Raw genomic sequence first — 20,693 nt, 5'->3', positions numbered from 1 at the left:
TTATTTTGGCGGATAACATAATAAGATTTTCGATGCTATAGTAGACTTAAATTCCACTTCATCTATTGCTGCAGAAAAGAATATTTCATCACCTTGGGCAAAGCTATATTCTTTACCACCACATACTATAGTGCCTTCACCAAAGTAAATAACAGCTACAAAAAAGCTTCCATTTGCCTTAATGTTATGTGACCCATTTAAATCTAGTTCACTTAGACCAAAACAATCGGTATGTGTTTCATTGAAAATCGTATTCAATGTATGCGTATCAGATGTATCTATTGTTTTAGGCGACACCTTCCATCTTTTCAATGCCTCTTCATAAGAACAACCATCGTAATGAAAACAATCTAGCATATTTTGCTCCCCTACCCCTTGGTGTATTAATTCATCAGAAATTGTCAATCCCGCAGGAGTAACTTTCTCTACACGCATGGTATAATCTGTAGGCTCCTGAACTTCCATTAAAAAACAACCACTACCAATAGCATGTGGTACTCCACCATATATCATGTATGCATCACCTGGGTTTACTTCTATCTTATGAAGACTATTAAGCATACCCTCAATATCTTGATTTGTAAAAAGCGTTTCCCATTGCGCTTTTGTAACACCTTCTTTAAAGCCCATATAAATGACACTTTTCTCGCCATTTATTTCACGCTTATTCAAAACGTACCATGACTCGGTTTTCCCAAAAGTGGAATTCAGCATTGTCTTGGCATACTCTTTATCTGGGTGCACCTGTATCGTTAGTCTTTCTTTAGAATCGAGCATTTTTATCAAGACTCCTGTAGTGCCAAATTTATCTGCCAATGCTTTACCTAGGTACAATTCTTTGTTCGAGGCCACCAATTCTTTTAAGGAATGTGTACCCGACGGAGTTTCAACAAGAGAGAGTCCTTCGTTTTCCGGTCTTCCATTACCCCTTGCAGTTACGGTAGACATAATCCACTCTTCTGGCATGCTACCATCTACTTCTGGCGCATCTTTTTTCCACTTATCAATTAGTGCTCCTCCTTCATAAGTTCGCCACACTCTGTTAGAAAATTGTTTTAAAGGTATATATGCGTATTGCTCAAAATCGTTCATCATAATGCTGTGTTTTATGTTCAATTAAAATCATCGAAAGTCAATGAAAATCAAAAAGTTGAATTCATTTTTTACATCCAGTAATAAAAAATAATTGAAAATCTAGAGAGGAAAACCGCTCAAATCTAGCAATTTATATATGAATTTTAGACAAAAAAATGTTCTAAATAGCTTAAAAATATCCATTCGAAAAAATACTTTATTTGTTAACAAAATACCATATCCTCAATATTCATAGTACTTAAAAGAGGAATTCAAAAATTTACCGAACCACAAAGTTGTTAAAATGTAAAATTCTCTTTTTTTAACGAATAAATAACATATATTTGGTAAACCAAATTGGATAACCAGTTTGGAAAACCAAAATAATATTTCACTCAAATTATTATCGAACTTAATTTTAATTCAAACTCAATGACTAAAAACACATTAAAACAGTTGTCAAAATATCTTATTCTTAGCTAAGAATATTATTAAACTGTTTACACAAAGTTCTATAAGAGAATTAAAAAGTGTAACAGACTAAAAATGAAATATAACTCAATTTTCATTTTAGAATGCTTTAATCAGACTTTAACAAGTCGAACTTAAATTAACATAACAAGACTACAAATGAATTTAAAAACAAAATTAGGATTATTGATGATGTTGTTATTCAACATATCATTGTTCGCACAAGACGGATATAACCTGACCGGTACAGTAATAGATGATACTAGTATGCCAGTACCAGGTGCAAATGTTGTTATACAAAATACAACAACAGGTACTTCTACAGATTTTGACGGTAATTTCTCTATTACAGTTTCTAATGGAGATGTTTTAGAGTTCTCTTCTATAGGATACGCTACTAAAGCAGTTAACATTACAGGTCAACAAACTTTAAACGTTGTTCTTGCCGAAGATGCAAGTCAACTTGAAGAGGTGGTTGTAGTAGGTTACGGTTCTCAAAAGAAAAGTGACATTACTGGTTCTGTTTCTTCAGTTAAATCTGAAGAATTAAATGCATTTCCATTAGCAAGTGCAGAACAAGCACTTCAAGGTCGTGCAGCAGGTGTTGTTGTTCAGTCTAACAATGGTGGTGAACCAGGTGCCCCAATCGCTATTAGAGTAAGGGGTAATACTTCTATTGGAGCAAGTAGTGGTCCATTAGTAGTTGTTGATGGTTTCGTTGGCGCAACAATGCCACAACCAAATGACATTGAATCTATTGAAGTATTAAAAGATGCTTCTGCAACTGCTATTTACGGTTCTAGAGGTTCTGGTGGTGTTGTATTGGTTACTACTAAAAAAGGTAGAACTGGTAAAATTTCTGTTGAAGTAAACACTGCTTATTCTGTTCAAAGTACTGCTAACAGATTAGATTTATTAAATGCAGATGAATTTGCTAGATACCAACAAATTATAAACCCTGCTTACGAGCAAGGATCAGCAAATACTGACTGGCAAGATGTTATTTACAAAACAGGTAGTACTGCTAATCACCAATTTTCTTTCTCTGGTGGTAGCGAAAATATTAATTTCTACGCTTCAGCTAACTATTTTAAGCAAGAAGGTATTGTTACTAATTCTGATTTCGAAAAAATGACTTTCTTATCTAATATTGATGCTCAGGTAACTGACAAGTTAAAATTAGGTATGAATCTTTTTGGAAGTAGAGATACTAAAAATGGTGTACTTACACAGTCAACTGGTGAAACTGCTAATGGTGGTGGTGATGATGTTATTTCATTGGCATTTAGATTTGCTCCTGATAGAGGTATATATGACGAAGATGGCGATTTCACTCAAAACTCTGTTGGTGATGGTGTTGAAAACCCTTGGGCTGTTGCAAATGAATTGGTAAACGAAACTAAAGTTGATAGATATAGAACAAATCTCTATGCGAATTATGATATTTTAGATAACCTTGCTTTTAAAACAACATTTGGTTATAGTACGCTTAACGAAACTGTTGGTTCTTTTAAGCCACAAACTTTTCAACTTTCAACAGGTTTTGCAAGCTTAGCAAATAGAAGAACAACAAACCTTTTAAGTGAAAACTATTTAACGTATAACGCTGAAATAGGAAAAGGTAATTTAACTTTATTAGGAGGTTACTCTTATCAGAAAACAAATACAGTTAGATTTTCTGCACTTACACAAGAGCTTCTTTCTGATGATTTCTTATTTTACAACTTAGCTGCTGGTGAAGTTCAAACACGAAGAGTTACTTCATCAATTTCAGAATCTGAAATTCAATCTCAATTTGGTAGATTGAACTATGAATATGACGATAAATATTTATTAACTGCTACAGTAAGACGTGATGGTGCATCTAACTTTGCTGAAAATGAAAAGTATGCTATTTTCCCTTCAGGTGCTATAGGTTGGAAAGTTTCAAATGAAGACTTCTTAAAAAATAGCGAAACTATTTCTAATTTAAAGTTAAGAGCTAGTTACGGTGTAACAGGTAACCAAGCAATTTCTCCTTACCAATCTCTAGCTGAATTAGCAGTAACACCTGCAACAGCTATCGAAACAGCTCCTTCAGTTTCTGTTGCTCAAGAAGCTAATCCTGATTTAAAATGGGAATCTTCTTACCAGACAAACATTGGTGTTGATTTAGGGTTATTAAACAACAAAATTTCTCTTTCACTTGATTACTATAATATTGACACGAAAGATCTTTTATTAGAAACAGCAACATCACCTGCTTATAGTGGTGCTGTTGATTTAGAAGTATTCTCTAATGTTGGTGAAATCAATAACAAAGGTTTTGAAGTTACTTTAAGCACTAGAAATATCAGTAAAGAAAACTTTAGCTGGACTACAGATTTTAACATAGCCACTAATAAAAATGAAGTTATAACACTAAACAATGGTGATATCATTGACAGTGCGGCTCCTGGTTATTTCTCAGGTAAAGACACTTATATCTTAAGAGAAGGTGAAGCGATTGGCTTATTCTGGGGTCTTGATTACCAAGGTGTTTACCAAGGTGGAGATTTACCAGCAGGTACAGCACTTAAAGGTGGTTTCTCTGAAGCAGGTGATCCTTTATTCAGAGATGTAGATGGTAGTGGTGAAATTGATACAGGTGACCAAACTATTATGGGTGACCCGAATCCTGATTTCACATTTGGTTTCACAAACAACTTTAGATACAAAAACTTAGATTTAAATATCTTCTTTCAAGGTTCTCAAGGTGGCGAAATCTTAAATCTTACTAATGTTCAGTTGTTTAATGGAGATTCTAATACAATATCAGATGCATTCAATGCTTGGTCTCCTACAAATACAGACTCTAACATACCTTCTAATAAAATTAGAGATAGAGAAATCTCTTCTAGATTTGTTGAAGATGGTAGCTACATTAGATTAAAGAATATTGCTTTAGGTTATACTTTCCCAATTGATATTGTTGAAAAATTAGGAATGGATAATCTAAGAATTTCAGTAAGTGCACAAAACTTATTGACTTTCACTAACTATTCAGGTCTAGATCCTGAAGTAAGTTACTTTGGTAGCGGTGGTGGAAGTACAGGTTCTGGTAACGTTGTTCAAGGTCATGATTTTGGTAACTACCCAACTGTTAGATCTGTAAACTTTGCACTTAACTTAAAATTTTAATCAATAATTTAAAAACATATATATAATGAAAACATATAAATATTTATTCTTATTGATTGGATTAACAATCGTAGGATGCTCAGATTTAGAAGAAGACCCAATTACCGAATTAAGTCCAGATAGTTATTTCAGTGCCTTAAGCTTAACAGAAGTAGAAGGTTTCGTTGCTGGTTCTTACGCACACATGGTACACAGAAACTTTATGTCTAGAGAAATGACTCAGGCACTTATGTTTCGTAGCGACATGATGGCTATAGGTAGAACAGGTGCTCAAGAAAGAATTGATCATGACAACTTTACCGTTCAAGCAGATAACGGACTTATTGCTGGTGGTTCTAACGTATACTGGCCTAAAGTATACCAAATTATTGGTGCTGCTAACGAAGCAATAAAATCTGGTCTTTCATTAACTGATGTTGATGAAGCAGAAAGAAACGAAGTAATAGCTAGAGCTCGTTTTGCAAGAGCATTCGCTTATTTTCATTTAGTAAGACAATTTGGTGATATCCCTTATTTAGATGATACAACAATATTATCAGAAGCTGCAGTTGCAGAAAGAACTCCTGCTGCTACAGTATATGAAAGTATTATTGCTGATTTTGAGTTTGCTAAAGCTAATTTACCTAACACTCAATCTTCAAGAGCTATACCTGCTAAATCAGCAGCTAGCGCTTACTTAGCATTGGTGTATTTAACTTTAGAAGAATGGCAAAATTCTTATGATGAAGCTAAAGAAATCATAAATAACGAAGGAACTTATAACTTAGGTTTAGAGCCAAATTTTCAAGACTTATACGATGCTATTAAAATCGACCAGTCTTTAGAACCAATCTTTGTTTTAGATTTTACTGGTGTTTCTGACGGAGACCAAGGTAGAGATTATCAAGTAGCTTTTACTGGTATTAGATCAGATGATCAATATGATATGGGAGGCGGATGGTCTGTAGAGGTTCCTGCTCTCAAAGTATTTACCTCTTGGGATGATTTAGATTACAGAAAAGCAGTTACTTTCGATGCTACCGCTGTTCAAGGAGATGAAGTTGTGCCTTACACAAATTTTACAGATGCTGACGGTAGAGCTGTAAATAGACCACATGTTGGTAAATACACTCGTATGGCAAGTAAATTACCTCAACAAGATGGTAATGGTAGATCATCACACTCTAACTATATGATGATGCGTTATGCAGAGGTATTAATGATTGGTGCTGAAGCTGCAAATGAATTAGGACAATCTTCTGATGCTGAAATGTGGGTAAATAGAGTAATGGAAAGATCTAGAGCTGGTGGTGTTTCTTGGGCAAATGGTGCTGAAGTAACAATTGCACCTAGTGCAGTTCCTGCAGATTTTTCAGGACTATCTCAAGATGATTTTAGAACTCGAATCTTAGATGAGCGTAGGTTAGAATTTGCTTACGAAATGAAAAGATGGTACGATATCGCTAGAAGAAAATTAGGAAATGATGTTTTTGGAGCTGATGGCCTAGAGTCAGAAGTTTCTACAGAATCTGGAGTTGGACCTGGTCCAAAATCTTTTGACCCTGCCAAAGATTATTTATTCCCTATTCCTCAATCTGAAATAATAATAAACCCTAACCTAACACAAAACCCAGGGTATTAAGTTATAAGCTTTAATTTTTACTATCTGTAAATTCATGAATTAGCTAATAGAATATATCGATATTAAAAATTAAAGCATTGTTTAAAGAAAGTTGTTTGAGTTAGTTGTTTTTAAGATTGCTGGCTTGTTAAGCGGGTCAGCAATCTTTCATAATCAATATTTTAAGTGAAGATTTTAATATTAAGGTCTTGAATAATTTGATAACACAGTTATTTTTATAAATTTGATAAACCAATCTGGTTAACCAATTTATTTCAATAATAAAACGTGATTTATGAAGCTAGAGATTCTTACAAAAAATGAACACAAAGAACTTCACAATATTATTATTGCCAATATTCGAGATTTAATAATCAACAAGAATCTTGAACCAGGCGACAAATTACCCTCTGAGCGTATGCTCTCAGAAAAATTTGAAGTTAGTAGAAGTAATGTTCGTGAAGCAATTCAAAAACTAGAATTCTACGGTATTTTAAAATCGAAACCACAAAGTGGAACATTCGTAGCCGATATTGGGCAAGTAGCCATGAACGGTATGATGGATGATATTCTTAGACTAGAAGACCCTGATTTTAAATCACTGGTTGAAACAAGAATTCTGTTAGAACTAAAAACAGTTAGACTAGCAGCAAAAAGAAGAACCGATGACGATTTAAAATCAATGGAATCGGCATTAGAGGCTTTCAAAGAAAAAGTATTGAACAAAGAAGACGCTGTTCAAGAAGATTTACTTTTTCACTTAGCAATTGCTCAGGCATGCGGTAACAGTACCATTAATAGAATGATGTTGATTATTACGCCAGAGATCATTAACAATTTTGAAAAATACCACGTCTGCGATAAAAACCAGAGTGAAAAAAGATTGAAAGAGCATCAAGATATTTTTGAAGCTATTAAAGAACAAAATACACAGAAAGCAAAGCAAATGATGAAAGATCATTTTGTTGAACTGTATAAATATTGTTACAACTTATAAGAGATAAAGTAAGATAGCATCTCGATTAACCAACCGATAAAAATAAGAAGTTTTATAGATTATTAAAATAACTCAATACTACTTATTTTCAACAACTAACTAAACCAAAAAAAGCACTGAATTATGAAAATTAAAGGATTAAGATGGTGGATTATTGTGCTTATTTTTATAGCAACTGTCATAAATTATATTGATAGAACAGCATTCGCTTTGCTTTGGCCAGAGATGGGTAAAGATTTAGGAATGGACAAAGCTGATTACGCATTTATGTTCAATATCTTTCTTGCAGCCTATGCCATTGGTAAATTTGCTTCAGGAAAATTATATGACCAAATAGGAACAAGACTTGGTTTTACCGTTTCTATTATCATTTGGTCTGTAGCCTCGGTATTACATGCCTTTGCAGGTGGTATCGTTTCTCTATCTATATTTAGAGGTGCGCTTGGTTTAGGTGAAGCAGGTAACTGGCCTGGTGCGGTAAAAAGTAATGGAGAATGGTTTCCTGTAAAAGAACGAGCCATTGCGCAAGGTATATTTAATGCTGGTGCTTCTATTGGTAATGTTATTGCACCTTTTATAATCGTATTTCTATACGCTCAATTTGGATGGAAAACTACCTACATCATTTTAGGTGCTGTTGGTTTACTTTGGGTTATTCCTTGGTTATTCTTAAATAAATCTACACCAGAAAAACACCCTTGGGTTACAGATGAGGAGAGAAAATTAATTCTATCTGATAGAATTGAGGAAGAAGATACAGGTGTTAAAAGAAAGAGCCTTAGCGTTGGCGCAATTCTTAGCTACAAAGAGTCATGGGGTATTTTACTTTGTAGATTTTTCATTGAGCCAATTTGGTGGTTCTTCGCTGCATGGATGCCAATTTATCTAAATAATAAATTTGGTTTGAGTATTGAACAGATTGCCAATACGATGTGGATAACTTACCTAATGGCGGCTGTCGGTAGTATTGCAGGCGGTATGGTTTGCGGCGAATTAATGAAAAAGTATTCTGTAGATATTTCACGAAAAGCGACCATTGTCTTTGGCGCCATTCTAATTCTTATGGGCTTTGTCGGCATCATAACGCTAGTAAAAGAAGATAACTTTATGACCTTCATATATCTTGCAGGTCTAGCCCTATTTGGTTTCCAGTTCGCAATTGGTAACATTCAAACACTATCTAGTGATATGTTTAGCGGACCATCTGTAGGTACTCTTGCAGGTATGGCAGGAACGGTAGCCGCAGTATCACCAATGATCATGAATTGGTTTGTAGGCAAGATTACAACCAGCTCATACACCCCTGCATTTATCGCTATTTGTATAGCAGTAGTTTTAGGTGTTCTCGCGATTTTGATTTTAATCAAAAAAGTGGAACCCGTACAAAAATATATACCCAACATTAAAAAGTAATAATAAACTGAATTAAGAATAGATTAAAATAAATTATATCATGAGTACAGAAGGAAAAGTAGCAGTAATTACAGGAGCAACTGGAGGAATCGGATTTGAAGTTGCTAAAAGATTAGGACAAGACGGATTCACCGTTATATTGAATGGTATAAATGACGCAGCTGGTGCAAAAAGAATCAAAGAACTTACTGCAGAAGGTATTACCGCTGAGTACTTAGGGTTTGATGTTACTAATGAAGAAGCGGTAACTAAAAACATCAAAGCTATTGGTGACAAGTATGGTAAAATTGATACCCTTGTAAACAATGCAGGTGGACTAGGTGGTAGATCTCGTTTCGAAGAAATGACTACTGAATTTTACAGATCGGTAATGGCATTGAACCTTGATTCAACTTTCTTTGCTTCAAGAGCAGCTATCCCTTACCTTAAAAAAGGTGAGCACCCATCTATAATCAACTATACATCTAACGCAGCTTGGACAGCTGGTGGACCAGGTGCAGGTATCTACGGTACTTCTAAAGCTGGTGTTAATGCAATAACTAGAGCATTGGCTAAAGATCTTGCTGAATATGGTATTAGAGTAAACGCAGTATCTCCTGGTACTATCGATACTCCTTTCCACGCACAGATTAAAGCTACTAAACCAGAAGTTTTTGCTTCATGGGCAAATAACATTATGTTAGGTAGATTAGGTCAACCTGGTGATGTTGCAGGTGTTGTTTCTTTCCTTGCAGGTAAAGATGCAGCTTTCATTACTGCTGAAACTATCCAAATTGGTGGTGGACAGGCTTTAGGTATCTAGTACATAGAAATTATTTATAAAAAAAGCGTTATTATAATCTTACAATAACGCTTTTTCTATTTAGACGAATCTCGTATGATCAGTTGTGAATCTAATATAATTTTATTCAAAGATTGTTTCACTACATCTTTATCGACATAACTTAAAAAAGTATCTGCCGCTAGTTTTCCTATTTTATCACTATGCTGACTTATACTTGTAATAGACGGCGTTACCAAAGAAGTAAACGGTTCATTTCCAAAACCTACCAATTTTATCTCTTCGGGTACCTTGATATTTTTCTCCTTTAAAACTTGTAACGCACCCAACGCTGCATAATCACTCGCCACATAAACGGCATCTGGTCTATTTTTTAAAGCTAATAAGTTTTCAATTTGTTTTCTGCCATCTTCTAATGTCAAACTACTTTCAATTAATAACTCATCATCATGTGGCAAATCGTGCTTTTTAATCGCATCTATATACCCACGTATTCTGTTATTAAATATTCGGGTTCTACGGTATCCGCCTATATGGGCAATGCGTTTACAACCCTGTGTTACTAAATGGGCTATAATCATATGACTACTATCATAATCGTTAATCCCCACATAATCTACATTCAAATCATTCTCTCCCCTATCGAACAGAATTAATGGAATTCCGTTAGACTTTATTTTTTCATAGTATGATAAATCTACCGTTTCATTTGCCATCGAAGCAATAATACCATCTACCTGTAAATATAGAAGCGTATCTATATTGTTGCACTCCTTTTCAAATGATTCGTTAGACTGTGTTATGATAATATTATAACCAGCTTTATTCAGAACACCCTCCATGCTCTCGACCACCGAAGAGAAGAAATGACTATTAGTTCTAGGTACTATAACGCCAACCAATTTACTCTTCCCTTTTCTTAGTGCACTTGCCAAATGATTAGGTTGATAGTTCAACTCTTTAGCAACCTGCTTTACGGCTTTTTTAGTTTTTACGCTTATACGCGCATCATCATTTAAAGCTTTCGAAACAGCTGCAGTTGAAATACCTAAAACATTGGCAATGTCTTTTAAAGTTGTTCTTTTTTTATTCAATTACTTTGTATATATTTGTTTAATCGATTAACCAAAAGTAAGACTTTAATTATCTTTAACAAAGAATGTCTGTTTTGGTTATTTTTTACTCAAAGTGGTTAATCGATTAAACAAACGATAAATCAGTATATATTAAACTTAATATTCACATGAAAAAAGTAGTAACATTCGGCGAAATAATGCTTCGCTTAGCTCCAGAAGGATTTTTAAGATTTTCACAAGCAAATAGATTTGATGCTATTTACGGTGGTGGCGAATCTAACGTAGCTGTTTCTTTAGCTAATTATGGCATTCCTGTAGATTTCGTAACACGTTTGCCTAAGAATGATATTGGTGAGTGTGCAATGATGGAAATGCGTAAAAGAGGTGTTGGTGTAGATAAAATTGTTTACGGTGGCGATCGTTTAGGTATCTATTTCTTAGAAACTGGTGCAGTATCTAGAGGTAGTAAAGTTGTTTACGATAGAGCACATTCTGCCATTGCTGAAATTAAATCTGGCATGATCGATTGGGATGCTGTTTTTGAAGGAGTAGAATGGTTTCATTGGACGGGTATTACACCTGCAATTTCTCAAGGAGCTGCAGATGTTTGTTTAGAAGCTGTAAAAGCTGCTAGCGCAAAAGGAATTACTATTTCTACCGATTTAAATTATAGAGCTAAACTTTGGACATTCTGTGATGAAGCTCATAGAGAAAAAATTATGTCTGGTTTAACTGAATACTGTGATGTAATTTTAGGTAACGAAGAAGATGCTGAAAAGCACTTTGGTATTCACCCTGAAGGACTTGATGTTCATAAAGATGGTGCTGATGTAAAAGCGGAAGCTTTCTTGTCTGTTTGTAAGCAAATGATGAAGAAATTCCCGAAAGCTAAAAAAGTAATTACAACCTTAAGAGGTTCTATTTCTGCATCTCACAACACATGGGCAGGTGTATTATGGGATGGTACTAAAATGTACGAAACTCGTCAATACCAAATTACAGATATCGTTGACCGTGTTGGTGGTGGTGATTCTTTCATGGGTGGTTTGATCTACGGATTGTTAAAATACCCAGAAGATGATCAGAATGCACTTGACTTTGCAGTAGCTGCATCTTGTTTAAAGCATACTATTAAAGGAGATGCCAACCTTGTAACAGTTTCTGAAGTAGAGAAACTAATGGGTGGTGATGCTTCTGGTAGAGTTGCTAGATAATTAGAAAATTGCTTTAGAACTTCTAAAAACCAAAAATGTCGAAAAAATCTGTTTTAATTCTTTGTGGTGGCGGACCTGCACCTGGTATAAATACCGTGATCAGTACCGTAGCAAAGGCTTTCTTGAAAGACAATTATCGCGTTCTAGGTTTACATGAAGGCTTTAAAGGAATTTTTGATGAAAATCCGCAAATCAAGGAATTCGATTTTTTCCATGCCGATAGGATTTTTAGTAGAGGTGGCTCAACATTAATAATGAGCCGTTTTAAACCTAAAAACGAAAAACTAAACACTAACCTGTTTATTGATAATAATGTAAAACTGTTGGTCAGTATTGGTGGTGACGACACTGCTTCTACTGCCAACAGAATTACAGGTTTTTTGAAGAAAGAAGGTATTTCAATTGCTAACATTCACGTACCTAAAACCATTGATAACGATTTACCGTTACCAGATAGAAACCCAACTTTCGGGTTTCATTCTGCAAAAGATGAAGGTGTGCGTATTGGTAATACAACCTATGAAGATGCTCGTACCAGTCAAAACTGGTTTGTAATGTCTACTATGGGGCGTTCTGCAGGTCATTTAGCATTTGGTATTGCAGCTAGCTGCCACTACCCTATGATGATTATTCCAGAAATGTTTGACCGCACTACAATCACTTTTGACAAAGTGGTTAGAATGGTCATCTCTTCAATGATCAAACGTAAAATTGAAAATATTAATTATGGTGTTGCATTAATTAGTGAAGGGGTTTTTCATAATATGCCAGACTCAGAATTAAATAAGTGTGATATTAAATTCACCTATGATGATCATGGGCACCCAGAATTAGGAAATGTTAGTAAAGCGCATATTTTTAATATGCTCGTTCAAAAAAAATTAAAAGAGTTAGGTATTGATATTAAAAGTAGACCTGTTGAACTAGGCTACGAATTACGCTGTTGTAGACCTATTGGGTTCGATCTTACCTTATGTACGGTTCTAGGTCTTGGCGTAAAAAAATTATTTGACGAAGATAAAAGTGGCTGTATGGTTACTGCGAATTCTAGAGGTGAAATTACGCCGTTATTCTTATCTGAAATTCAAGATGAGAACGGTAAAATCGCCCCTCGATTGGTAGATATCAATTCAGAATTAGCTCAATTATGCTTTCAAAACTTATTCTATATCGGTGAAGAAGATTATGAGGATGCAAAACAATATGTAGACAACCCTTCGGACTACGATTTCAACAAAATTTTAACTGAGAAATAAAAAAACAAATGGCACAATATTCAAGAATAGAAGTAGCAAACGTAATGAAGGAATCTGGTATGGTTCCGTTATTTTATCACCCAGACATCGAGTTAGGTAAAAAGGTTTTACAAGCTTGTTACGACGGTGGCGCACGTTTAATGGAATTTACCGCTCGTGGAGATTTCGCTTTCGAAGTGTTTTCAGAATTGAACAAATACGCGATTAAAAACTTACCGGGTATGATCATGGGTGTAGGATCTATTACAGATGCTGCAGCTGCTTCATACTATATGCAAATTGGTGCAAATTTCATTGTAACCCCTTCTTTAAGAGAAGATATTGCAATTGTTTGTAACCGTAGAAAAGTTTTATGGTCTCCTGGTTGTGGATCTTTGACCGAAATCAACAAAGCCGAAGAAATGGGCTGTGAGATTGTAAAATTATTCCCTGGTGACCTTTACGGACCTGGATTTGTAAAAGGTATTAAAGGACCTCAACCTTGGACAAGCATTATGCCTACTGGCGGTGTTAGTACCGACGAAGCTAACCTTAAAGGTTGGTTCGATGCAGGTGTTACTTGTGTTGGTATGGGATCAAAACTTATTAGTAAAGAAATTTTAGCAAATAAAGATTACGCTGGTTTAGAAGCTTTGGTAAAAAATACTTTGGCTACTATCAAAAAGTTACGTTCATAAAGTATAGAGGCAACACCTTGTGAATTCTACATTCACAAAGTGCCGCCTTTTAAAAGTGCATATTTAAGTTGTTAGTTGAAAAAGGGCATTTAAACTTTAGCATTACGCTGAAGTTTGGTGCTCTTTTTGTTTGTTCTAATATCAAGACCCTTCTCCTTACTAATTAACTCATTCATATTAAGAGTTATAATTTTATAGAAGTAATAACTACGCTCTAATTCAAAAAATAATAACTAAAAAGTTTCTACATTAGGGGAATGAAATATAACAAGGTTTCATTTATACTGCATCTTTTCAATATCATCGCTATTGCATTTTGCTTTTCTTTAAGCGTCAAAGCACAAACATCTTCTGATAATTCTATTTATTATCGCAATGCCATTGTAAACCCTAGCGAACCAAATGACCTACCATCAGGCATTCACTTTTTTACCAAAAAGAAGGAGAAAGATTTAGAATTAAACGACACCTTAAATGCCATTTATGATTTAAGACTATTGTCTATTGCAGAGTTTAAAATAGGAAATAACTTTAATAGCGAAAATCATGTCGTAGAAGCTTTGAACATCATTGAATCGATGGCTACCAAAGACACCTTGATTAATTCTAGAGTAGGACTATATAACCAACTTGGGCGAATTTACAGAGCTGCTAACAACCCCGACGAAGCCATAAAAACTTACAATAGAGCTTTAGATATAGCGAACAAATTAAAGGACAGTGTTATCATTCTTAATAATAAAGCCAATATCTATAAAGACGAATTAGCGTATAACAAAGCACTTGATATCTATACTTTACTACATAAAAAGCAAGCACAATTAAATACCTACGAACTAGCTTTAGTGGCAGACAATTTAGGACAAGTACAATCTAAATTAAATCTACCTGAAGGTTTACAAAATTTGAAAAATGCATTAGAGTTACGCGAAACAAACAATGACTTTATTGGTCAACACTCGAGTAACAGCCATTTAGCCGAGTTTTATCTCGATAAAAAAGACACTACCAAAGCGAGAATATATGCAGAAAATGCGCTAGCCTTATCAGATAAAATTAACAGCAGTTCCTTTAAACTTGAAGCTATTTCAACGCTTATGAATATGGATAGAAATCCCTTACTTCATGAATACAAAAAGCTGACCGATAGTATTACAAATGCCAAACAAATAGCAGAAAATAAAAATGCATTTCTAAAATACAATGTTGCCGAAGAACAGAAAAAAACTCAAGCCAGCATATTACTTCAAGAAATAGAATCTCGCAAGCGATTGGCTTACCAAGCTCTGGCATTTATTATTTTTTTAATCTTAGTTGGTTCTTACTTTATCTATCGCAACAGATACCGCAAAGCTAAAATTGAAGAAATCTATAAAACAGAAACCAGAATTGCCAAAAAAGTACACGACGAAGTAGCTAACGACATGTATAAAGTGATGACCTCTCTTGAAAATAATTCGACTATTGACAGCAAGGTTATTGATGAAATGGAGAAGATTTATACCAAAACAAGAGATATTTCAAGAGAAAATAGTGCTATTGACCTAAAAAATGATTTTGATCTTCAATTAAATGATTTATTACTTGGCTACAAAAACAACAAGGTTAATGTGATTACCCGCAACCTTTCTAAAATGCCATGGAATACTGTGACAGAACATAAAAAAACCGCTATTTATAGGGTATTACAAGAGCTTATGACCAATATGCGTAAGCATAGTCAAGCATCATTTGTTACGCTAGTTTTCAAAAAAGAAGGGTCTAAAATTCAAATAATTTACCGCGATAATGGGGTGGGTTGTGATCTTTTTAAAAAAAATGGCCTCCAACATACGGAATCCCGTATCGCTTCTTTAAATGGAACTATTAATTTTGAATCTAAGCAAGGTGATGGCTTTAAGGCATCAATAATAATTTAACGCATGTTCAAAAAAGTTTTAATCGCGGAAGATATGGAAGACATCAACAAAGGTGTATTTTCATTACTGACCGAATTAGGGGTTTCACAAATAGACCAAGTACAGTATTGTGATGATGCATACTTAAAAGTTAAAAGGGCCAACCTAGATGGTGAGTCTTTTGATTTGGTAATTTCTGACCTATCTTTTAAAGTAGACCACAGATCACAAACCTACACTTCTGGGCATTCGCTGGTCGAAAAATTGAAAACGGAGTTTCCTGAATTAAAAGTCATTGTGTATTCTGTTGAAGATAGATTACAAGCCGTAAGAACCTTATTTAACCAACATCATATTGATGCTTATGTATGTAAGAGTAGAAACGGACTCAAAAATCTTACCCAAGCTATCAATGAAATAGCCGAAGGCAATACCTTTTTATCTCCTGAGGTGGCTAATGCCTTTAGCAGTGAAAATGAACTAGAGATAGATGATTACGATATTTCTCTTCTAGATCATTTAAGTAAAGGATTATCCCAAGATGAAATTAGTGCTTTATATAGAAAAGAAAATATAGCACCTGCCAGCTTAAGTTCTATTGAAAAACGTTTAAATAAATTGCGTATTCAATTCAATGCCAATAATGCCATACACCTAGTGGCTATTGTGAAAGATCTTGGTTTAATTTAAAAACTGAAAATTACATCACATTACGGAAAACCGTAAAGCTCTTTAATAGAATGGTATTAATTTTGCCGTACTTAAAAATAAGAATAAACACTAGTCAATATCTATAACATTAATGCTATGGCCATCCTACCGAAAAGGTATTTCGGGGGAACTAACCGATTTGGTGGGTATGGCCTATTTTTTTATTCAACCACTTATTAATAACTATGCGCAAATTAATTCTGCTTTTATTCATCCTTACTATTTTAATTCCTAATAAAAATCAAGCTCAAGATAATGGTGCAGCAGTTGCTGGTGCTGTTGGCGCATTGGCAGCAATAGGTGCAGGCGTAGCTGCTGTAGAGCAAATGAAAGAGCGTGCTGAATTAACTGCAACAGAATGGTTACTAGCGAATAACCCTAACATTACGAGCTTTTCATTAAAAACAATAGATTTTGATGGCAAAAAACTTAAGGATATGTCTTCTGCATCTGTCATCACCTTTAAAATTCAGGAATTTGTACCAACAGACAAACCAGAATTAGATGGAAAAAAGCAAGTTTTACTTGGTTTTACAAGTCATGGATGGATCAATGAATACGGTATTGATTTTAATAAAATAAAATGGTTCTTGATTGATCAATCGGAATGGACAAACATGATGGTCTCTTATGTAAAAGTAGCATCTGGCGAAACAAATAACTCAGAGGTTGAGTCAACTATCAAAAATGGAAGAATTGTCAATAAAGGTGTTAGACTTAAAAACAAGCTGACAATCCCCTTTTATCAGCTTTCTGGCGACATGTATGTTGTTACCGATTACTCGAATGAAATGAAATTTATTTATAACGAAAAATCATTAGGAATTTTTCTAAAAGATACCGGAGATTTAGTTCAAATTAAAAGAGGTAGTTTAATTGAACTACATGAATTCTTTTTTGAAGAATAATTAATCTACAGCAGCAATATCAACCGATACATGCAATTTACTCTGTCCACTACCATACACCACTCCTTTTAAAGGTGGTACATCATAATAATCTCTACCCCAACCTACTACAATATGCTGGTCTTTGGGTATTTGATTATTCGTAGGGTCAAAATCTACCCAACCAAAACCTGGTATAAAAATAGCAAACCATGCATGCGATGCATCGGCACCTACCAACTTCTTTTTACCTGGTGCAGGTAATGTTTCTATATACCCACTTATATATCTTGCTGGTAAACCAATAGAACGTATACAAGCAATAGCAATTTGAGCAAAATCTTGACAGACACCCTTCTTCTCTTTCATTACCTCTTCTATAGGAGTTGATATGGTCGAGAATTCTGAATCAAAATCAAAATCTGTATAAATACGTTGCATCAATTCGTAAGCGGCTTCAAATACAGACCTATCCCCTTTAAAAGAAACCTCGGCATAATCTCGTATCGCCTTGTCTGTTCTTCTTATAAATATAGATTCTAGTATATATTGCTTTGCCTCTAGAATTTCTGGGTGCATGCCATTTAATGCCGCAAGCGCATCGTTCATTGTTATGCTCTTACAGGCATCACTCTTGAACGATTCGTGAAACTTGGCATAAGCTCTTTTAATTTTACTTCGAGTAGTAACCTTTAAGGTTCTATGTTCTGTCTGTATAGAAAAACGGGTAATATAATTACCGAAAAAATCTATTCGCTCACTTATTTCTGCCGGTTCTGGCGAAATATCAATACTGTATTCTAATAACTCTTGCCCTTTAGATTCTCTCGGGCGCAGCGTGGCTATATTATGACAGTAGCTTACTGGAGCATTATAATCGTACTTAGTAATATGTGTAACGTTGAATATCATAATCAAATAGGAAAAGACTGTGTAAACAATTGGGTCTGCTTGTCTGTATGATTGAAATAGGTATTAGAGATGGACTGCGATGCCTTGTACAACAAATCTGAAAGCTCCTCTAAAAGCGTATCTAAATCTTCTCTTTTAAAATCTGTTTCTGACTTGGTCATTGCCAACTTTGTAGACTCTGCCAACCTCAACTTAGAGAATGCCTCGAAAATATACTTTTGATAATTATTTAATTGATGGTCATGCTTAGAATGTGGCAAACGTGCAATATCCTTTTGAATTCTATTGATCATAAAGGTCAAGGAACGTGCATAGTCTAAATCTAATACAACCAAATCTAGTACATGTGCCAACTCTATATGAGAACGGTAACTGTATCGGTATATATTTAAACTTTCATGACTGGTCAATAAATATTCCAACAGGTCATACTCTACTTGCTCATCATATTTTATGGTCAATAAGGCTCTGCATTTAGTAATATTCAAGGTGCTTTGCTCTAATTGCAAACCGATAAAGTATAACAACAAACCTTGTTGCACCATAATGCTTTCTTCAATCAATCCCATAAATGCAATTAAGCGGGTAATTAATTGATTCAACACTTTTAATATTTTATTGATTGAATGGTCTTTGCCATCTACCAAGCCATTCCATAGTTTCTGAATATTTTCAAATACACGCCACATATCTGATGACCACAGATTACGAATGGAATAATAAGAATTACTGAACATACTTATGGTATGAGCCAAACTACCTATTCTGTTTTTATCTAGAATGACGGACAACATCTCTTCATACGGATTGTCCATCGCCAGCTTACCGTTCTTATCCTTTTCTACAAAACCAGGATAAGTACCCGTTAACTGCGTAACTGCTTTAAACAATACTTTAAGCTTCTCAGAATCTGGCTTTTCATCTCTATTCTGAACTATTGCCATTTGGCGCATTACAGTACGTAAAAATCGTGCATTTACCAATGTACGACCAACATAACGACCTGCCCAATATAAATTCTCGGCTGTTAAACTTGGCAAATCATCAAGACCAGAAATGGCTATCGATGATTTCTTCTGCCAATGCCTGTTCTTATCTTCTTTTATTTCTGCATCATCTAATATCCAAAAATCTTTACTAGTACCACCTCTTTGGTTTGAAACCCTAACAGTTTCGCCATCGGGTGCAACTCGTACCAAACCACCAGGCATAACTGAATATTCACCTTTTGATGCTATACAAAATGATCTAGCGACCACATTTCTAGGTTCTAATTTATCTTTAGAAAGATTAGGTGCGGTTGAAAAATTTATACGCTCTTGGGCTACAAAACGATACGGTCGCTCTAGAATAACTTTTTTAAGCTCTTCTAATTCTTTAGCGCTCATTTGCTCGCAAAAGTATATACTCTCTCTATTGGTGCGATCTATTCTCTTTATTACCAATTCAGATATATGCTCTAGCACATAGTTTCTTTCTTTCTCTTGCCCACACCACCACGACGCTATTTGAGGTAGTTTTAATTCTTCCTTCAAAAAATATTTTGCAATTGCAGGCATAAACGGAATCAATCCCGGATTTTCAATTACTCCGCTACCAATAGGATTAATGACAGATACATTTTTTCTTCGTACTACATCTAGCAATCCGGCAACGCCCAAATGGGAATCTTCCCGCAATTCTAAAGGATCCGTAAAAGCATCGTCTACTCTACGTAAAACGACATCTATCTGCTTTAAACCTTGCAATGATTTCATCCAAAGAAAACCATCTCGCACTACTAAATCATTACCCTGAACTAACGGGTAGCCTAAGAACGAAGCCATATAGGCATGTTCAAAATAGGTTTCGTTGTGTGAACCGGGAGTTAGTATTACAATTGTCGGATTTTCTTTTTTACCTGGTGCCGCATCAATAAGCATTTGATTGAATTCTTGAAAGAAGCCAGACAATCGCTTTACCTTCATTTCAGCGTACATATCTGACAGAACTCTGCTTGTGGTAGATCTATTCTCTAACGCATACCCCATACCTGAAGGTGCTTCTGTGCGATCATTTACGACCCACAAACGCCCATCTGTACCACGACAAAGATCTGCTGCATAAATTGATAGATACTGTTCTAGTTTCAGTTCCATACCAGAACATTGCCTTAGAAAACCACGGTGACCATAAATAACTTCATAGGGCACAATGCCATTTTTAATCAGCTTTCGTTCGCCATAGACATCTTTAAGTACCAAATTAAGTAGTTCTGCTCTTTGCTTTAAGCCTGCCTCTACTTTTGTCCATTCATCTTGGTGCAACATAAAAGGAACCACGTTCAGGTTCCAAGGTCTGTGCAACCCTTTTGGGTCATTATATACATTATAAGTGACACCGTTTTCTGATAACAACCAGTCAATATCTTTTTGGCGGGCGGTTAATCCTGTTATTCCTAAAGTGTCAAATTCGGTTAATAATTTATTCCAATAGGGTTTCATACCATTGTTCAATGAATACATTTCATCATTGCCCTTTTGGGTATCATAATTATTAAACCATCGCGTTTCTGTTGTTGGCATTAC

The 20,693-nt window shown here is 34.9% G+C and carries 15 protein-coding genes; 11 read left to right on the top strand and 4 right to left on the bottom strand.

Translation table 11 applies throughout. The features are described from left to right. Window positions 1-1,095: a type I phosphomannose isomerase catalytic subunit gene (locus QSV08_RS19310; protein ID WP_324025330.1), complete on the bottom strand. Its 1,095-nt coding sequence runs from the start codon at window positions 1,093-1,095 to the stop codon at window positions 1-3. A 609-nt stretch (window positions 1,096-1,704) separates the two neighbouring features. On the opposite strand from QSV08_RS19310, the gene QSV08_RS19305 reads away from it, so the two are divergent. From QSV08_RS19305 to QSV08_RS19285, 5 genes are all read left to right on the top strand, one after another. Beyond that, the gene (locus QSV08_RS19305; RefSeq protein WP_324025329.1) at window positions 1,705-4,704 is read left to right on the top strand and encodes a SusC/RagA family TonB-linked outer membrane protein; all 3,000 of its coding nucleotides are present in this window, start codon (window positions 1,705-1,707) and stop codon (window positions 4,702-4,704) included. A 25-nt stretch (window positions 4,705-4,729) separates the two neighbouring features. Further along, window positions 4,730-6,325, top strand: coding sequence for a RagB/SusD family nutrient uptake outer membrane protein (locus QSV08_RS19300; protein WP_324025328.1), 1,596 nt, complete (start codon window positions 4,730-4,732; stop codon window positions 6,323-6,325). Between the two features lie 274 nt (window positions 6,326-6,599). Beyond that, on the top strand, window positions 6,600-7,301 hold the full coding sequence (locus tag QSV08_RS19295) for a FadR/GntR family transcriptional regulator (protein ID WP_324025327.1): 702 nt from the start codon (window positions 6,600-6,602) through the stop codon (window positions 7,299-7,301). Between the two features lie 123 nt (window positions 7,302-7,424). Then, on the top strand, window positions 7,425-8,714 hold the full coding sequence (locus QSV08_RS19290) for an MFS transporter (RefSeq protein ID WP_324025326.1): 1,290 nt from the start codon (window positions 7,425-7,427) through the stop codon (window positions 8,712-8,714). A gap of 40 nt (window positions 8,715-8,754) precedes the next feature. After that, window positions 8,755-9,516, top strand: a complete 762-nt coding sequence (locus QSV08_RS19285; RefSeq protein WP_324025325.1) for an SDR family NAD(P)-dependent oxidoreductase — start codon at window positions 8,755-8,757, stop codon at window positions 9,514-9,516. 56 nt (window positions 9,517-9,572) lie between these two features. Here the strand turns inward: QSV08_RS19285 and QSV08_RS19280 are convergent, their stop codons facing one another. After that, window positions 9,573-10,589 (bottom strand): LacI family DNA-binding transcriptional regulator, encoded by a 1,017-nt coding sequence (locus QSV08_RS19280; RefSeq protein ID WP_324025324.1) that lies wholly within the window; start codon window positions 10,587-10,589, stop codon window positions 9,573-9,575. A 149-nt stretch (window positions 10,590-10,738) separates the two neighbouring features. On the opposite strand from QSV08_RS19280, the gene QSV08_RS19275 reads away from it, so the two are divergent. The 6 genes from QSV08_RS19275 to QSV08_RS19250 all read left to right on the top strand — a co-directional run bounded on the left by QSV08_RS19275 (window position 10,739) and on the right by QSV08_RS19250 (window position 17,235). Continuing rightward, window positions 10,739-11,785, top strand: coding sequence for a sugar kinase (locus tag QSV08_RS19275; RefSeq protein ID WP_324025323.1), 1,047 nt, complete (start codon window positions 10,739-10,741; stop codon window positions 11,783-11,785). A gap of 35 nt (window positions 11,786-11,820) precedes the next feature. Next, the gene (locus QSV08_RS19270; protein ID WP_324025322.1) at window positions 11,821-13,041 is read left to right on the top strand and encodes a 6-phosphofructokinase; all 1,221 of its coding nucleotides are present in this window, start codon (window positions 11,821-11,823) and stop codon (window positions 13,039-13,041) included. 8 nt (window positions 13,042-13,049) lie between these two features. Next, window positions 13,050-13,718: a bifunctional 4-hydroxy-2-oxoglutarate aldolase/2-dehydro-3-deoxy-phosphogluconate aldolase gene (locus tag QSV08_RS19265; RefSeq protein WP_324025321.1), complete on the top strand. Its 669-nt coding sequence runs from the start codon at window positions 13,050-13,052 to the stop codon at window positions 13,716-13,718. Window positions 13,719-13,975: 257 nt separating this feature from the next. Continuing rightward, the gene (locus QSV08_RS19260; RefSeq protein WP_324025320.1) at window positions 13,976-15,637 is read left to right on the top strand and encodes a tetratricopeptide repeat-containing sensor histidine kinase; all 1,662 of its coding nucleotides are present in this window, start codon (window positions 13,976-13,978) and stop codon (window positions 15,635-15,637) included. Window positions 15,638-15,640: 3 nt separating this feature from the next. Further along, a complete protein-coding gene (locus QSV08_RS19255; RefSeq protein ID WP_324025319.1) occupies window positions 15,641-16,306 on the top strand; it encodes a response regulator in 666 nt (221 codons plus the stop codon). Between the two features lie 206 nt (window positions 16,307-16,512). Beyond that, window positions 16,513-17,235, top strand: coding sequence for a hypothetical protein (locus tag QSV08_RS19250; protein ID WP_324025318.1), 723 nt, complete (start codon window positions 16,513-16,515; stop codon window positions 17,233-17,235). Here QSV08_RS19250 and QSV08_RS19245 read toward each other — a convergent pair whose 3' ends face one another. After that, entirely contained in the window at window positions 17,236-18,126 is an 891-nt protein-coding gene (locus QSV08_RS19245; RefSeq protein ID WP_324025317.1) for a transglutaminase family protein, read from the bottom strand. 2 nt (window positions 18,127-18,128) lie between these two features. Further along, window positions 18,129-20,690 (bottom strand): circularly permuted type 2 ATP-grasp protein, encoded by a 2,562-nt coding sequence (locus QSV08_RS19240; RefSeq protein WP_324025316.1) that lies wholly within the window; start codon window positions 20,688-20,690, stop codon window positions 18,129-18,131. Between the last annotated feature and the right edge of the window lie 3 nt (window positions 20,691-20,693).

Source organism: Maribacter sp. BPC-D8 (assembly GCF_035207705.1).
Classification (GTDB): Bacteria; Bacteroidota; Bacteroidia; order Flavobacteriales; family Flavobacteriaceae; genus Maribacter.
This window is presented reverse-complemented; position numbering and strand designations above follow the sequence as displayed.